The sequence below is a fragment of the Reyranella sp. genome, assembly GCF_965279625.1.
In the GTDB taxonomy this organism is placed as follows: domain Bacteria; phylum Pseudomonadota; class Alphaproteobacteria; order Reyranellales; family Reyranellaceae; genus Reyranella.
Map to the genome: position 1 here is coordinate 1926353 of NZ_OZ257251.1, position 13411 is coordinate 1939763.

General features: G+C 63.5%; 13 protein-coding genes and 1 tRNA gene. 5 read left to right on the forward strand and 9 right to left on the reverse strand.

The window, feature by feature from the left end; genetic code table 11:
- Positions 1 to 94 precede the first annotated feature (94 nt).
- Both ACQY78_RS09405 and ACQY78_RS09410 read left to right on the forward strand, forming a co-directional pair.
- Positions 95 to 802, forward strand: a complete 708-nt coding sequence (locus ACQY78_RS09405) for a response regulator (RefSeq protein WP_428684935.1) — start codon at positions 95 to 97, stop codon at positions 800 to 802.
- Positions 803 to 856: 54 nt separating this feature from the next.
- Positions 857 to 932 (forward strand) — tRNA-Ile (locus ACQY78_RS09410).
- Positions 933 to 1397: 465 nt separating this feature from the next.
- On the opposite strand, the gene ACQY78_RS09415 is transcribed toward ACQY78_RS09410, so the two are convergent.
- From ACQY78_RS09415 to ACQY78_RS09430, 4 genes are all read right to left on the reverse strand, one after another.
- On the reverse strand, positions 1398 to 1976 hold the full coding sequence (locus tag ACQY78_RS09415; RefSeq protein WP_428684937.1) for an NADPH-dependent FMN reductase: 579 nt from the start codon (positions 1974 to 1976) through the stop codon (positions 1398 to 1400).
- 259 nt (positions 1977 to 2235) lie between these two features.
- Positions 2236 to 3675 carry an amidase family protein gene (locus ACQY78_RS09420; RefSeq protein WP_428686347.1) on the reverse strand — a complete coding sequence of 480 codons (1440 nt, stop codon included), beginning with the start codon at positions 3673 to 3675 and terminating at the stop codon, positions 2236 to 2238.
- Positions 3676 to 3969: 294 nt separating this feature from the next.
- Positions 3970 to 5070: a mandelate racemase/muconate lactonizing enzyme family protein gene (locus ACQY78_RS09425; RefSeq protein WP_428684939.1), complete on the reverse strand. Its 1101-nt coding sequence runs from the start codon at positions 5068 to 5070 to the stop codon at positions 3970 to 3972.
- Between the two features lie 272 nt (positions 5071 to 5342).
- Positions 5343 to 5729 (reverse strand): GlcG/HbpS family heme-binding protein, encoded by a 387-nt coding sequence (locus ACQY78_RS09430; RefSeq protein ID WP_428684941.1) that lies wholly within the window; start codon positions 5727 to 5729, stop codon positions 5343 to 5345.
- Positions 5730 to 6044: 315 nt separating this feature from the next.
- Here ACQY78_RS09430 and poxB point away from each other — a divergent pair, with 315 nt between their 5' ends.
- Positions 6045 to 7766, forward strand: a complete 1722-nt coding sequence (gene poxB, locus ACQY78_RS09435) for a ubiquinone-dependent pyruvate dehydrogenase (protein ID WP_428684943.1) — start codon at positions 6045 to 6047, stop codon at positions 7764 to 7766.
- A 46-nt stretch (positions 7767 to 7812) separates the two neighbouring features.
- Here poxB and ACQY78_RS09440 read toward each other — a convergent pair whose 3' ends face one another.
- The gene (locus tag ACQY78_RS09440) at positions 7813 to 8823 is read right to left on the reverse strand and encodes an alpha/beta fold hydrolase (protein WP_428684945.1); all 1011 of its coding nucleotides are present in this window, start codon (positions 8821 to 8823) and stop codon (positions 7813 to 7815) included.
- A gap of 153 nt (positions 8824 to 8976) precedes the next feature.
- Positions 8977 to 10134 carry a carbohydrate porin gene (locus ACQY78_RS09445; protein WP_428684947.1) on the reverse strand — a complete coding sequence of 386 codons (1158 nt, stop codon included), beginning with the start codon at positions 10132 to 10134 and terminating at the stop codon, positions 8977 to 8979.
- 377 nt (positions 10135 to 10511) lie between these two features.
- On the opposite strand from ACQY78_RS09445, the gene ACQY78_RS09450 reads away from it, so the two are divergent.
- Positions 10512 to 11363 carry an enoyl-CoA hydratase/isomerase family protein gene (locus ACQY78_RS09450; RefSeq protein WP_428684949.1) on the forward strand — a complete coding sequence of 284 codons (852 nt, stop codon included), beginning with the start codon at positions 10512 to 10514 and terminating at the stop codon, positions 11361 to 11363.
- 70 nt (positions 11364 to 11433) lie between these two features.
- Entirely contained in the window at positions 11434 to 12111 is a 678-nt protein-coding gene (locus tag ACQY78_RS09455) for a type 1 glutamine amidotransferase domain-containing protein (RefSeq protein WP_428684951.1), read from the forward strand.
- A 2-nt stretch (positions 12112 to 12113) separates the two neighbouring features.
- Here the strand turns inward: ACQY78_RS09455 and ACQY78_RS09460 are convergent, their stop codons facing one another.
- From ACQY78_RS09460 to ACQY78_RS09470, 3 genes are read right to left on the reverse strand one after another with little or no spacing between them, the layout of a single operon-like run.
- A complete protein-coding gene (locus ACQY78_RS09460) occupies positions 12114 to 12572 on the reverse strand; it encodes a MaoC family dehydratase (protein ID WP_422033919.1) in 459 nt (152 codons plus the stop codon).
- Positions 12569 to 12874 carry a sigma factor gene (locus ACQY78_RS09465; protein WP_428684953.1) on the reverse strand — a complete coding sequence of 102 codons (306 nt, stop codon included), beginning with the start codon at positions 12872 to 12874 and terminating at the stop codon, positions 12569 to 12571. The genes ACQY78_RS09460 and ACQY78_RS09465 overlap by 4 nt, the downstream gene beginning before the upstream one ends.
- A 3-nt stretch (positions 12875 to 12877) precedes the next feature.
- Entirely contained in the window at positions 12878 to 13411 is a 534-nt protein-coding gene (locus ACQY78_RS09470; RefSeq protein WP_428684955.1) for a cupin domain-containing protein, read from the reverse strand.

The following is a 13411-nucleotide window of genomic DNA, read 5'->3' on the forward strand; positions in this document are numbered from 1 at the left end:
CATCAATCGTATCAAAGATATCAAGAAAACGATATAATTCGTTGAGAAATAGTGTTAATTTGAAGGCATTGAAAGTCATTTATTAGGTTAAGTCATGCAGCTTCCGTCCGTTTTGTTGGTCGAGGACGACGCATTTCAACGCAAGGCCGCCGAGACCTATCTGTCCAGTCACGAGCTCAAGGTGACGGCCGTCGAGAACGGCGCCCAGATGCGCCGCCAGCTCTCCCGGTCGATGCCCGACCTCGTCCTGCTCGACGTCCAGCTTCCCGGTCCCGACGACGGTTTCGCGCTGGCCCGCTGGCTGCGCGAGAGCAACACCCGCGTCGGCATCATCATGCTGACGGCGGCGACCGATCCGGTCGACAAGGTCCTGGGCCTCGAAAGCGGTGCCGACGACTATGTCGCCAAGCCCTACGAGCCGCGCGAGCTGCTGGCCCGCTGCAAGAGCGTCCTGCGCCGGTCGGTCGCCAAGGCGACCCCCTCCCGGCTCGAGCGTGTGCGGATGGGCGGCCACGTGCTCGATCTAACCAAGCGCCAGCTTCTTGACGCCGACAACATCGATGTTCCGCTGACTTCGGGCGAGTTCGACGTCCTGAAGACCTTTGCGGAAAATCCCAACCGGCCCCTGTCGCGCGACTGGCTGCTGGAAACGACCAGCCACCGCGCCCGCGACCCGTTCGACCGGGCAATCGACCTCCGGATCACCCGGCTCCGCCGCAAGATCGAGCCGGCGCCGGACAAGCCGACGGTGATCCGCACCGTGCGGGGAGTGGGCTATATGTTCGTGCCGCCCGCCGAATAGCCGGGCTATAAGAGCCGGCCCCGGCGCGCCCGGGGCCCAGCCCGTCGGTTGCGGGGGCCCGTAGTTCAGCGGTTAGAACGAGCCGCTCATAACGGTTATGTCGCAGGTTCGAATCCTGCCGGGCCTACCAACCACTCGCCGCCGTTAACACCGGCGGCGGGCGGTTCGCCCAGAACCTCTGTTACGCGACATCGTGCGATGCTGCAGATACAGTCGATGTAGATCGATGATGAGGCGGAACGGGGCATGCCGGCGCGACAGTCCCAGGACGTGAAGCGCAACTTCAAGGCCGCTTCCACGACTCGCGGGCGATTGGGCCTCGCATATTCCGCCACCTCAAGAGAACTTACCAAGACGAGGCATGCCTCTACGTTCGGCCTCCGCACGCAGGAGCTGCAGAAGCGCCAGTCGACATGAACGATGAGCCCCGTCGGCACGCCGTGCGCTGGCGTCCCAATCCGTCGTCACACCGCCCGGAACATTTTCGCTTCGTTTTCGGCACTTGCCCCGGCCACTGTGCCGGGAGAGAGCACATTCCGGCGACTTAGGAGTGGCTTCGAAGCCGATTTAGCGACTAGGCGAAAACGGCGGCATATTAGGCCGATTTGCTGGACGTTGTGGCAGCCAGGGTCTGCGCCCAGGCCGCAAAGCTTGACATCACCTTGGTCAGAAACTCGCGAGATTCCGCCGAGACGAGAGCGCCACGTTCATCGAGCATACCCGCGACCTCCGGCAAGTACGCTTCCGGCTGCTGCATGACCGGCATGTTCAAGAACACCAGGCATTGGCGGATGTGATGGTTCGCGCCGAATCCACCCAATTTGTATGGGGAGACGCTGACCACGGCGGTGGGCAGGCCGTCCCAGACGCTGTGATAGGGCGGACGGGAACCGACATCGATCGCGTTCTTCAAGCCGCCAGGGATCGACCGATTGTACTCTGGCGTTACGATCAGGACCGCGTCAGCGGCCTGAATCTCGGAACGAAAACGAGTCCACGAGGCCGGCGGCGAAGAATCCAAGTCTTCGGTGTACAGAGGCAAGTCAGCCATCTCGACGATACGGCAATCCAGGGACGCCGGCGCGAGGCCCATCAAAACATGGGCAATCTTGCGGCTGTAGGCGTCTTTGCGAAGACTGCCGACGAGGACGGCGACGTTCAACGGGGTAACCATGGGGTTCGGCCTCCTGATTTGCGCCAGCCTGAACGGGCCAGCAGGCAAGAGGAAGAAAAGCCGATCCGCCTCACCGATCCATTGGACCTTGGTGCCGCCGATACTTGAGTATCAGGATGTCGCGACGTCGATCACGGCTTTCCCGAATGCGTCGGGGGCTCCTGCGGTAGCCGAGTCTCCAGCGGTATGGCAATCGCAACGTGGCCTGCGTAGGCTAAAGCTTCTCTGAAACGTCGCCATGATCGGCCGCTCGAGAGGATTAGGCCGCTGCCTCTGGCAACGTCCCTGCATTCTCCGCAATTGCCACAGGATCTATTGGTGAGACGGGCGTGCCGCGTGCCTCGATCGCCTTTCCCGCGAGCAGACACAGGTCTTCGCGAAAGTGACTGGCGACGATCTCTACTCCGACTGGAATGGAGCCGATCAGGTTGGTCGAGATCGTCAGGCTCGGCAGGCCCACGGCCGGCAGACCTCTCTGCACGAGCTGCGCGTTCCACACCCGCCAAAAGCCGGCCTCGCCCTTGAGGTCCAGCCCGTCGGGAAACGGCAGTTCGGCCGAAACAGGTAGCAACAAGACGGGGTACTCCGTGAGGAACAACCGCCATTCGCGAGTCGCGGTGGCCCGCCGGACCAGTGCATGGGCCACCAGATCCGGCTCAAAGGTCGCGACTCGCGCGCGAAATGCCGACACTACCGACAAAGCGCCGGGATCGCCGTCACGCGCGACGGCTTCCGACAGTTCTGCAAAGCCGTTACCGAGCCATAGACGCTCCTGCACGGCTGCAGCCTCCTTCAACGAAGGGACGTCATCGATCTCATCGACCTGCCAGCCGGCATCGACAAGCCGTCGTCCGGCATCACGCACGGCAGCTTCGACCTCCTTGACGACGGGCAAGCCGCCAGGACGCACGCACATTGCGGCACGAAGCGGCGCTGCGGGACCTTCCAGTGGCGCAGGCACCCACCAGGGGTCGCGAAGATCGGGAGCCGCTATGGCTGCAAGTGCAACGCGAAGGTCGTCGACGGTACGCCCGATCGGGCCGGCCGAAGACATCAGTTGCGGACCGATCGCCCGCTCCGGAGAGGATGCGTTGTAAGCGGGAACTCTTCCCAGCGTCGGTCGTAGTCCATGGACTCCGCAGGCATAGGCAGGATAGCGCACCGAACCGCCAGTATCGGTACCGATGGCGAGATGGCCGATCCCTGCCGTTACCGCGGCTGCCCCGCCCCCGGTCGAGCCGCCCGGCGTAAGCGCTGGATCTCGAGGGTTGCTCGTGCGCCCGTGGACGAGATTGCTCGTAAACCAGCGTAACGCGAAGGTCGGCGCATTGCTCCGGCCGAGCAGTATCGCGCCGGCACGTACCAAATTGTCGACTACGGGACTGTTGGCTTTCGCGATGAGATCCTTTTGCAGAACTGTGCCGTTCGTCGTGGCGAATCCCGCCTGATCGATGTTGACCTTCACCGTTACGGGGACTCCCGCCAAGGGACCCGGGTTCTCGCCGCGGCTCACCAGTTGATCAATTCGGTCGGCCTGTCGCAGCACCATCTCCGGCCGATGGGCGACGATTGCATTGATCTTTGGGTTGACCGCATCGAGCCGTTCCAGGGCTGCCTTGCACGCCTCGCGGGCAGAAACCTCGCGGGCCCGGACGAGCCGAGCCAACTCAATTGCGGGAAGACGCCAGAGTTCGATCATCATCGCTCCGATCCCTGAATGCGAATTCTGCTAGCGCCACAGATGAAATGGGCCTCAGTCTGCTGCGAGGCACCCTTGATGACAGGTCCATTGGCAGCCGCGGAATTGGACGAACGTATCGCCGACACCAAGGTGCAATATTCACGAGCTGTCTGTCGTCAGGCACCGGTCCAATCACTATCCGTCGAGCGGCAGAAACCGGGAGTATCCCCTAATCAGCTCAACGCGGGTCCGACGCCCAGCATGGCGCTCCCCGGTTTATCGTGTCCGCAATGGCGGTACGTAGGCGTGCGATCACTTCGCTGCGTAGTCGCGTAGCACATTCGGGTCCGGATCCAGTCCCAGGCCCGGCGCTTGAGGGAGGTCGAGATAGCCCTCGCGAGGGACAAGGGTGTCCCCGTAGATCCGCGCCTCGAGATCGAACATGCGCCACTCGATCAGTGACTCGGCCGCGCCATGCGCGGCCGTTGCATGCATTGCCGCCAGCAGACCCGGTCCGTCGTAGAACGTGTGGGCCATTACGGTGGTATTCGCCGCGCCGGCGAGCGAGAAGACTTTGCATATCTCGGTTATGCCACCCATCTTGGCCGGGCTTGGCTGAACGAAATCCACCGCGCCCGCCCCGAGGAGCCTGTCAAAGTCCATCAGGGTCGACACGTTCTCGCCGGCGGCAACTGGAATGCCGCCCAAGCGGCGCAGCTGAGCAAGGCCATCGTAGTTCTCCGGCGGCCAGACCGGCTCCTCCAGCCATTTCAGGCGGACATCCCGGAGTTCTTCGCACTTCGTCAGGGCCTCGTTCAAAGACCAGGCACAGTTCACGTCGAGAGTCAGGTCTGCTCCGGGTCCCGCTTCCTCGCGAGCAGCAAGAATGACCGGCACGTCCGTCTCGTGAAGCTTCAAACAGTGAAACCCCAGATCGAGCGCCCTTCGCACGGCCTCCCGCACCACCGAGGGTTCAGAATAGCGCGGCAGGCTGGCGTAGCATCGAAGCTTGCTGGCTCCGCCCCCGAGTAGGCGGGACAGTGGCCGGTTCGCGGCCTTTCCTGCGATATCCCAGAGAGCGATATCCAATGCCGACAGGCCGAAAAACAAGGGACCGCCGCGGCCAAAGACCTGCAGCGTCCGTTGGATTCGAAGCATGAGTGTGCCGATCTGCTCCGCATCCTGACCTATGCATAGGGGCGCCAGCACTTCGTCCATGGCGGCTTTGACGAGCGAGGCCGTTCGGAAGCCGAACGCCTCGCCCCACCCTTCGATGCCTTCGTCGGTAACCACCTTCACCAGGACGGATTCCGCGACCGGAAGATCCCTGCCGCCCCATACGGCCTCGTCGGTCCTGGCGCCCGCCCTGATCGGGATGTGCAAGACAACGGTTTCGATCCTCACGATCAACATCGTCAGCCTCCCTCAACAGCCACGTCTACTTTGAGCCCGCCTTGATCAGTTGCCATCGTGCGGACGCCGCGGATCGTCAGCGGAATTAAGACATTCCAACCCCAACGGACCCACGGCCGTGATCCGACTGACGTACTCGCCTGATCTGGCCCAACGAAAATGAGACGTGTTGCCGGGAAGCACGACGACGGTTCCTGGCGGAAAAGCCTCCAATCTGTGCGGATCTTGAGGACCGGCCATGATTTCCTCCAGATTGCGTGTCGGGGAGCGCATCACCGCAACGCTGCCGAAAGAATGGCAACATCCTCTTCGACGCTTCCTCCGCTCACGCCAACACCCCCGACGATCTGGTTGTCAGCGGTGAGAGGGGCGCCCCCACCCATCGCGCAGTACCTTGCCTGCGCCATTAGAGGAAAGAGCGGCTGACCCGGTTGCACCAATGGAAGAATGTCGGCTGTTGGCAGCCCAATCAGGGCCGACGTGTAGGCTTTCCGCTCGCAGAGCTCCATGGAGAAGGCCAGCGCACCGTTCATGCGGTGCTTGAGCACGATGTTGCCATGCTGATCGATGACGCAAACGGACACCGGCACCCGCGCGCGCGAAGCCTCGGCCTCCACACGGGTCGCAACGTTCTTCGCCAAGGCTAACAGGTCCATCATGGACTCCTCTGGTGCGGCCGTGCGCAAGGGATCACCGGTTGGAGATCCTGGACCCAGGCGCGGCGGCACTCCGTTTCTCTTCCCGGCCGTCAAAGTCGACCTGCCCACTCGATTCTGCATTGCAATCGACATGATCCTCCGCATCGCCAAAGCGACATGCCCGAGATTGGAGATCGCAGCGGTGCGATGCCAGTACACGAAGGTGTCGCCGATACCTTCGTTCTATGGAGCGTACGCCGTGCGCTGCGTCAGGGTGGCGACCACCTTAGCTATGGCTCCAGCCCTCAACCTTGCCCGAACACAAGGGAGTCGAGAATGACCAGGACAGCGGCCGACTACATGGCTGACGCGCTCGCCAAAGCAGGTGTGGATCGGATCTATGGCGTGGTTGGCGACTCTCTGAATGCATTCACCGATGCTTTGCGCCGACAGGATACGATCGAATGGATTCACGTTCGCCACGAAGAGTCCGCAGCATTTGCGGCGAGCGCCGAAGCGCACCTCACAGGCCGGCTGGCCGTGTGCGCCGGCAGCTGCGGCCCCGGCAATCTCCATCTTGTAAACGGCCTCTACGAGGCGCAACGCAGCCGCGTCCCGGTGCTGGCGATCGCGGCGCATATTCCCAGTACCGAAATCGGCATCGACTATTTCCAGGCGACACATCCCGAAATGGTCTTCAAGGAGTGTAGTCACTATGTGGAGCTCGTTTCGAATCCGGAGCAGCTACCGCAGATTCTGCAGCGCGCAATGCGAGCAGCGGTTGGCCAGAAGGGCGTTGCCGTTGTTGTCATTCCGGGCGATGTCGCCCTCAAGCCCCTCGACAGCAAAGTACCCAACTGGCAACTGCCTGCGCCGCCCGTTGTGCGCCCGACTGCAGTCACTCTTGATGAACTGGCAGACCTGCTGAACTCCGGGAATCGCGTGACCCTCTTCTGTGGTGCGGGTTGCGCCGACGCCCACGACGAAGTCGTGGCAGTTGCCGGGAAACTGCGATCGCCGATCGTTCATGCACTTCGCGGGAAGGAGCACCTCGAGTTCGACAACCCGTTCGATGTTGGGATGACCGGCCTGTTAGGCTCGGCGTCAGGCTATCGGGCAATCGCCAACTGCGACACCTTGTTGCTTCTCGGGACCGATTTTCCCTATCGCCAGTTCTATCCCGCGAACGCACGTATCGCCCAAGTGGACATTCGACCGGCGGCACTGGGAAATCGATGCGCTATCGATCTGGGCATCGTCGGTACTGTGCGTGACACACTCCCGGCGCTGCTTCCACTCCTGGACCAGAAGGACGACTCGAGCCATCTGGACGAGGCGGTTGCCGACTATCGCAATGCTCGCGCTCAACTGGACTCACTGGCAGAAGTCCGCCCGGACACACGGTACATTCATCCTCAATACCTGAATCACGTCGTAAGCGAGCTCGCTTCCGACGACGCCATCTTTACGTGCGACGTTGGCACTCCCGTCGCCTGGGCCGCGCGCTATCTGAAGATGAACGGGAAGCGCCGCCTGATCGGCTCCTTCAATCACGGCTCCATGGCAAATGCCATGCTCCAGGCTGTCGGAGCTCAGTCAACCTACCGCCACCGCGAGGTCATCTCGCTATCGGGAGACGGGGGCTTCACCATGATGATGGGTGAGTTCGTCACCCTGCTTCAGCACGACCTTCCGGTTAAGGTGATCGTCCTGAACAATGGAACCCTGGGTTTTGTTGAAATGGAGATGAAGGCTTCGGGATTTCTCGATACCGGCTGTGATCTCAGGAATCCAAACTTTGCGGCGATGGCGAATGCCATGGGTATCAAGGGCGTTCGGGTCGAGAGGCCACAAGACTTACCCTCGGCGGTCCGCGAAATACTCGCGCACGACGGCCCAGCACTCCTCGATGTCGTCAGCGCTCGCCAGGAACTTGTGATTCCCCCAGTCGCCAACATCGACGAGGTCACCGGGTTTGGCCTGTTCACCCTCAAGGCGGTTCTCGATGGTCGCGCCAAAGAGCTGATCGACCTCGCCAAAGTAAATTTGCTCCGCTGACATGCCGGTCACTGCGGGGCTCCACCGAACCTCCCGCGCGCTCCAGTCAGAGCTTTCCGACGTCGATCACGGCTTTCGCGAACGCGTCAGGGGCTTCCTGCGGTAGATTGTGGCCGATCCCGCCGGCAACCAGCCGATGCTGGTACTTACCCGTAAATCTGCGGGCGTAACTGGTGGGGTCGGGATGCGGCGCCCCGTTGGCATCGCCCTCCAGCGTGATGGTCGGCGTGACGATGGAAGGGAGCGACGCGAGCTTCCGCTCGAGATCTTCGAACCGCGCTTCGCCTGCCGCCAGGCCGAGTCTCCAGCGGTAGTTGTGAATGGCAATCGCAACATGATCCGGATTGTCCAGGGCGTCGGCAGATCGCCGAAACGTCGCCTCGCTGAATTGCCACCTGGGCGAGGCGAGCTGCCAGATCAATCGCGCAAATTCATGCGTGTACTTGCGGTAACCGGCTTCTCCCCGTTCGGTCACGAAATAGTACTGGTACCACCATTGCAGCTCGGCCTGGGGCGGCAGCGGTGCTCGATTGAGCTCCTGACTCCCGATGAGATAGCCGCTTACCGAGACGAGCCCGCGGCAACGTTCGGGCCACAGGGCGGCGAGAATGCAGGCCGTCCGTGCGCCCCAGTCACAGCCGGCCACGATCGGCCGCTCGAGGCCGAGCGCATCCATGAGCGCAATGGCGTCGACGGCAAGGGCCGCCTGCTGCCCGTTGCGGGGCGTCGACTCCGAAAGGAAGCGCGTGGCGCCGTAGCCCCGCAGATACGGGACGATCACGCGATGGCCGGCGGCTGCGAGGCGTGGCGCCACATCGACATAGGTGTGGATGTCGTAAGGCCAGCCATGCAGCAGAAGGACGGGCATGCCCGAAGCCGGGCCCGCTTCTGCATAAGCGACCTCGAGATCTCCAGCCTTGATCCGCCGCAGCGGACCAAAGCCGGCGTCGGGGGACGATTGCCCGAAAGCGGAGGGTGTTCCGACTGCAGTGATTGCGGCGGCGCCGATCACTGTCGCAGCGAGCACATGCCGGCGTCGGACTTTCACGGGTTCCATGGCAATTCCCTCCGACGAATGTCGTTAACGACCTCTGGACCGGATGCACCATGACGATCCCGGAGGCCCCGTCACAGCTATGCGAAGGTATAACCCTGACAGGGCCTGCCATGACTGCAGCGATACGGCAGCACCCTTTCAGGGACCCTTCCTTCAGAAAGTGATCGACGTCGTGAACCCGAACACGAGTGCGTTGGGATTGGCGCCAGTGCCGCCAGGATTGATCACGTACTGGATGCTGGGACGCAACACGACGCCGTTCACCGGTCGCAACGTGTAATGCAGCTCGAAGGGAAACTCGGCGCCCTGCACCGCGACCGGCCCGAGCCCGAGACTGTTCGCCAGGGCCTGCGACGCCGCGATGCGGCTGTTGACTCGGGTCATGCCGAACGCGAAGCCGACGTCGTCGTCCGGCCTCGATCGAAACGGGCCGGTATAGACTAGGCCGGCAGCCACCTGATTGTCGGTGGTCGAGCTCCTGTCGCTGGCCACCACGGCATTCAGGAAAGCACTGAGCCCCCTTCTCGTCTCCCAATCGGCGAGCGGTGTCAGTTGCTGGACGATGCTGAGATAGCCGCCTGCCCGTCCCTGCTGGCGGCGAGGTCGCAATCCGGTAAGGACATGCGGGTTGCCGCTGATGTCGCTCACCACGTCGTTTACGGCGGACGTGTCGTACCACGCCCCGATCTTGTAGCTGCCGGGCAACCCACCGGCGAGGCGCGGCAACCAGGCCAGCTCGATCGGGATGAGCACGCCCATCGAGCCCTTGAAGAGCACGGGCAGCAGCGTGTCGTTGGTCGACGCATATTGCGGATTGACGTCATACGCGCCGGCCTGCACGTAGCCAACGCTGTCAATGTTATAGCGCACCCGCGTCGCCCACTGGCTTACCGGCCAATTGTAGATATAGCCGGAAACGAGATTGCCGGGCGCCGCGCCACAGAAGGTCAGGTTCTCGAACTCGCAGGGGAACGACGCGAAATCCTCGCCGAACGTCATGCGGCCGACCTTCCAGTGGACCTTTCCGTCGAACAGACGTTGGTTCACCCAGAGCTGCGTCAGCCTCAGCGTCTGACCGCGGCCGTAGATCTCCTGGACCTGCTGGAGCGTACCCAATGAAACGTCGTCGCTGAGGTTACGCCCGGTGCGGGCTGTGACGGTGACCTGGAAGGTCATGCCTTTGAGGCCGGCCAGCCGCTCGAGGTCCAAAGTCGCGCCGGCAAGGTACTGGTCGGTATAGGCGGCCTGCTGCCGGACACCGCCCGTCGCGTTGACGGCGAACTCTCCAGTGTATCCGAACTGCAGATCCAAGCCGCGGTCCTGAAGCCAGAGGCGACGTCCATTCCAGTCGCCGAGAAGCCACGGAACGTCTCGTGTCCTGTCAGGCTCCTGCGGCGACGGCCCCGTGGCCAGAACAACATCCCCACTCACCAGAAGCGCCGCCAGCAGCGCGGCCCAGCTCACACGCTGCCAAAGCGACGCGATACGCAGACTTCGTTTCCGCCGGCGCATTGTATGGGACACCCGTCTCCTCGCACCGGGACATTCCGGACGATCTCATTGATGGCGGCCGCGTCGGGGCCAGGCGATTGAACGAAGGTGTCGCCGATACTTTCGTTCAATGGAGCGCAGGCTATGTGCGCCACATCTGTTCGCAGTCCCCAACGGCGAGCGAAGGAACTCTGCAGATGTCCCCATCCAACCGAGCGAAAGTCCGCGTTGCGCGGAGGAGCCCAGCCTACTGGGTCGTCACGCTCGACAACCCGCCCCTGAATATCGTGGGGCCTGCCGAAATGCGCGAACTCATGAAGGTCCTGGAGCAGCTCGAGGCCGATCGGAATGTGAAAGTGGTCGTCTTCGACAGTGCCGTGCCCGGCTTTTTCATGGCCCACTACGACCTCCTCAAGCCGCTCGAGGACTCGACCGGCATGGAGCCCGGACCGACGGGCATGCATCCCGTGCCCGACTTCATGGTGCGCCTCGCCCGGCTCAAGGCGATCTCCATCGTCTCGATTCGCGGCCGTGCGAGCGGGATCGGCAGCGAACTCGCGCTCGCCGCGGATCTGCGCTTCGCCAGTCGCGAGAAGGCGGTCCTGTCGCAATTCGAGGTCGGCGCCGGCTTCGTACCGGGCGGCGGCCCGATGGCGCGGCTGCCGCGCCTGCTCGGCCGTGGCCGCGCACTGGAAATCCTGATCGGCGCCGACGATTTCGACGGTGCGCTGGCGGAGCGGTACGGCTACGTGAACCGTGCCCTCCCCGATGCGGAGCTGGATGCCTTCGTCGATGCGTTGGCGATGCGTATCGCGGGCTTCGATCACCAGACGATCGCGGAGACCAAGCGGTTGTTCGATGTCGCGAGCCTTCCACCCGACGCCGAGATGCAGCCGGGCTGGGACGCTTTCATCGCCTCCGTGCAGCGACCGGCGGCCCAGGCCCGCCTCAAGATACTGGTCGCGAAGGGCCTGCAGCAGCCCACCGACGTCGAGCGACAGCTCGGCCGCTTCACGGCGCAGTACCGCGAGGCCGGCGCGGCCGAGTAACGGCCCCGTTCCCTTTCTTTCACCCCGGCATCAGCCGCCCCGCGCCGATGCCTTTCCCTGGAGATGGACGATGAAGATCCTGATGGTACTGACCTCGCACAACCGGCTGGGAAATACCGGCAAGCCGACCGGCTTCTGGCTCGAGGAGTTCACCGCACCCTACTACACGTTCCGAGATGCCGACGCCGACGTCACCCTGGTGTCACCCAAGGGCGGGCAACCGCCGATAGACCCCAAGAGCGACGATCCTGCCAACCAGACCACATCGATGACACGCTTCAAGCAGGACCCCGCGACGCAGAAGATCCTGGCGAACACGTCGCTCCTGAACGACGCCACGCCGGACGGATTCGACGCGATCTTCTATCCGGGCGGTCACGGTCCCATGTGGGATCTCGTCGACAACGAGAAGTCGATCAGCCTGATCGAGGCATTCTATGGGAGCGGCCGGCCCGTCGCCGCAGTGTGCCACGCGCCCGCCGTCCTCCACCGCGCCACGCACAAGGGCGAGCCGCTCGTCAAAGGCCTGCGTGTCACCGGCTTCGCCAACAGCGAAGAGGAGATCGTCGGCCTCACCAAGGTCGTGCCCTTCCTGGTCGAGGACGAGCTGCGACGACTGGGCGGCCTCTACGAGAAGGCGGCCGACTGGGCCGACTTCACTCTTGTCGACGGACACCTGGTGACCGGCCAGAATCCGGCCTCGTCCGGGTCTGGCGCGCGAAAGCTCCTGGAACTCCTGAAAGCCTGAGATCAGTGCAGGTTGGACGGCCGGCGGCGCACGAGCAGGCTGCCGGTCGCGACCTGCACGGCCTCGCCCGTCTGGTTGCTGGTCGTAAAGCGCACCCTGATCACGCCGTGATCCGGCCGCGACTTCGATTCCCGCACCTCCAGGATCTCGCTCTGGACACTGAGCACGTCGCCGGCACGCACGGGAAGCGGCCAGCGCAGTTCGTCGAACCCCATGCCGATCACACCGCCGGCCGGCCTGAGGCGCCCCTCGACCAGGAGCCGCATCGTGAGCGCGGCCGTGTGCCAGCCACTGGCGGCAAGGCGGCCGAACACCGTGCCGGCGGCGCCCACCTCGCCGAGGTGAAACGGCTGCGGATCGAACTCGGCGGCAAACGACTTGATCCGCTCCCCTTCGACCCTTGCCGTCGCCGAGCCGTAGACCTGACCGACCTGGTAGTCCTCGAGATAGTGCTCGCTCACCCGGCTCTCCTGAGGACATGATCGAAGATGGCAGCATGCACATGGATCGCCGCGCATGCCTCGAAGCCCAATCCGCCGTCGGGATCGAAGCGGCAGATCGCCCGCATCAACCCGACCTGGCCTTCGGCGATGAGATCCGAAGACGGCTTGCTGCCCGGCGTGTAACTGGCGGCGATGTCGACCACGAGCTGGCGATGCCGGCGCGCCAGCCCCACGGCGGCGGAGATATCGTGTCGCTCATGCCATTGCCGGCAGAGCGCCGGCGTCGGAGCGGCAGGGAGAGCGATGGAGGAAATGTTCATGCCCTACTCCTTCCCGGTGTGGCGTGGATCATCATGCGGGTCGACATAGTCGAGCCCGAGCGGACCGATGGCGCTCACCTGGCTGACGTACTCTCCCGATCTCGCCCAGTGGAAATGAGAGGTGCCGCCGGGCAGGACGATGACACTGCCCGGCGGGTAGGCCCGCAGGCGCGATTCGTCGAAGCGATCGCCGAGGCCGATGTAGAAGACACCGGAGATCACCGTGTAGACCCGATCCTCGGGATGGCGGTGCGGCGCGAGCTTCACGCCGCCCGGAACTTTCACGCGAATCGTATAGGGTCCCTCCTTTCCGGGGGTGCCAACGATGACCGCGAGACGAACGGAGGGCGGAAAAGCCGGGAAAGCGCGCCACTCGACCGTCTCCGGCAGGACGGCGAGAAACGCCGATTCTCCTGGTTGATGCGGCCGCGGCGCCGCCCCCTGCTGCTGGGCCTCGGCCTGGGAGGCCCCCATCAAGCTGCTCGCGGCGACGATAAGGGTCGACAGGCCGTGCCGACGATCGGATCGGGGGGTCAT

Excerpts from the sequence above, each read along its gene's own strand:
- ACQY78_RS09405 (WP_428684935.1), top strand. The coding sequence starts at position 95 with ATGCAGCTTCCGTCCGTTTTGTTGGTCGAGGACGACGCATTTCAACGC.
- poxB (WP_428684943.1), top strand. The coding sequence starts at position 6,045 with ATGACCAGGACAGCGGCCGACTACATGGCTGACGCGCTCGCCAAAGCA.
- ACQY78_RS09440 (WP_428684945.1), bottom strand. The coding sequence starts at position 8,823 with ATGGAACCCGTGAAAGTCCGACGCCGGCATGTGCTCGCTGCGACAGTG.
- ACQY78_RS09430 (WP_428684941.1), bottom strand. The coding sequence starts at position 5,729 with ATGATGGACCTGTTAGCCTTGGCGAAGAACGTTGCGACCCGTGTGGAG.
- ACQY78_RS09425 (WP_428684939.1), bottom strand. The coding sequence starts at position 5,070 with ATGTTGATCGTGAGGATCGAAACCGTTGTCTTGCACATCCCGATCAGG.
- ACQY78_RS09465 (WP_428684953.1), bottom strand. The coding sequence starts at position 12,874 with ATGAACATTTCCTCCATCGCTCTCCCTGCCGCTCCGACGCCGGCGCTC.
- ACQY78_RS09450 (WP_428684949.1), top strand. The coding sequence starts at position 10,512 with ATGTCCCCATCCAACCGAGCGAAAGTCCGCGTTGCGCGGAGGAGCCCA.
- ACQY78_RS09420 (WP_428686347.1), bottom strand. The coding sequence starts at position 3,675 with ATGATCGAACTCTGGCGTCTTCCCGCAATTGAGTTGGCTCGGCTCGTC.
- ACQY78_RS09415 (WP_428684937.1), bottom strand. The coding sequence starts at position 1,976 with ATGGTTACCCCGTTGAACGTCGCCGTCCTCGTCGGCAGTCTTCGCAAA.
- ACQY78_RS09470 (WP_428684955.1), bottom strand. The coding sequence starts at position 13,411 with ATGACCCCCCGATCCGATCGTCGGCACGGCCTGTCGACCCTTATCGTC.
- ACQY78_RS09455 (WP_428684951.1), top strand. The coding sequence starts at position 11,434 with ATGAAGATCCTGATGGTACTGACCTCGCACAACCGGCTGGGAAATACC.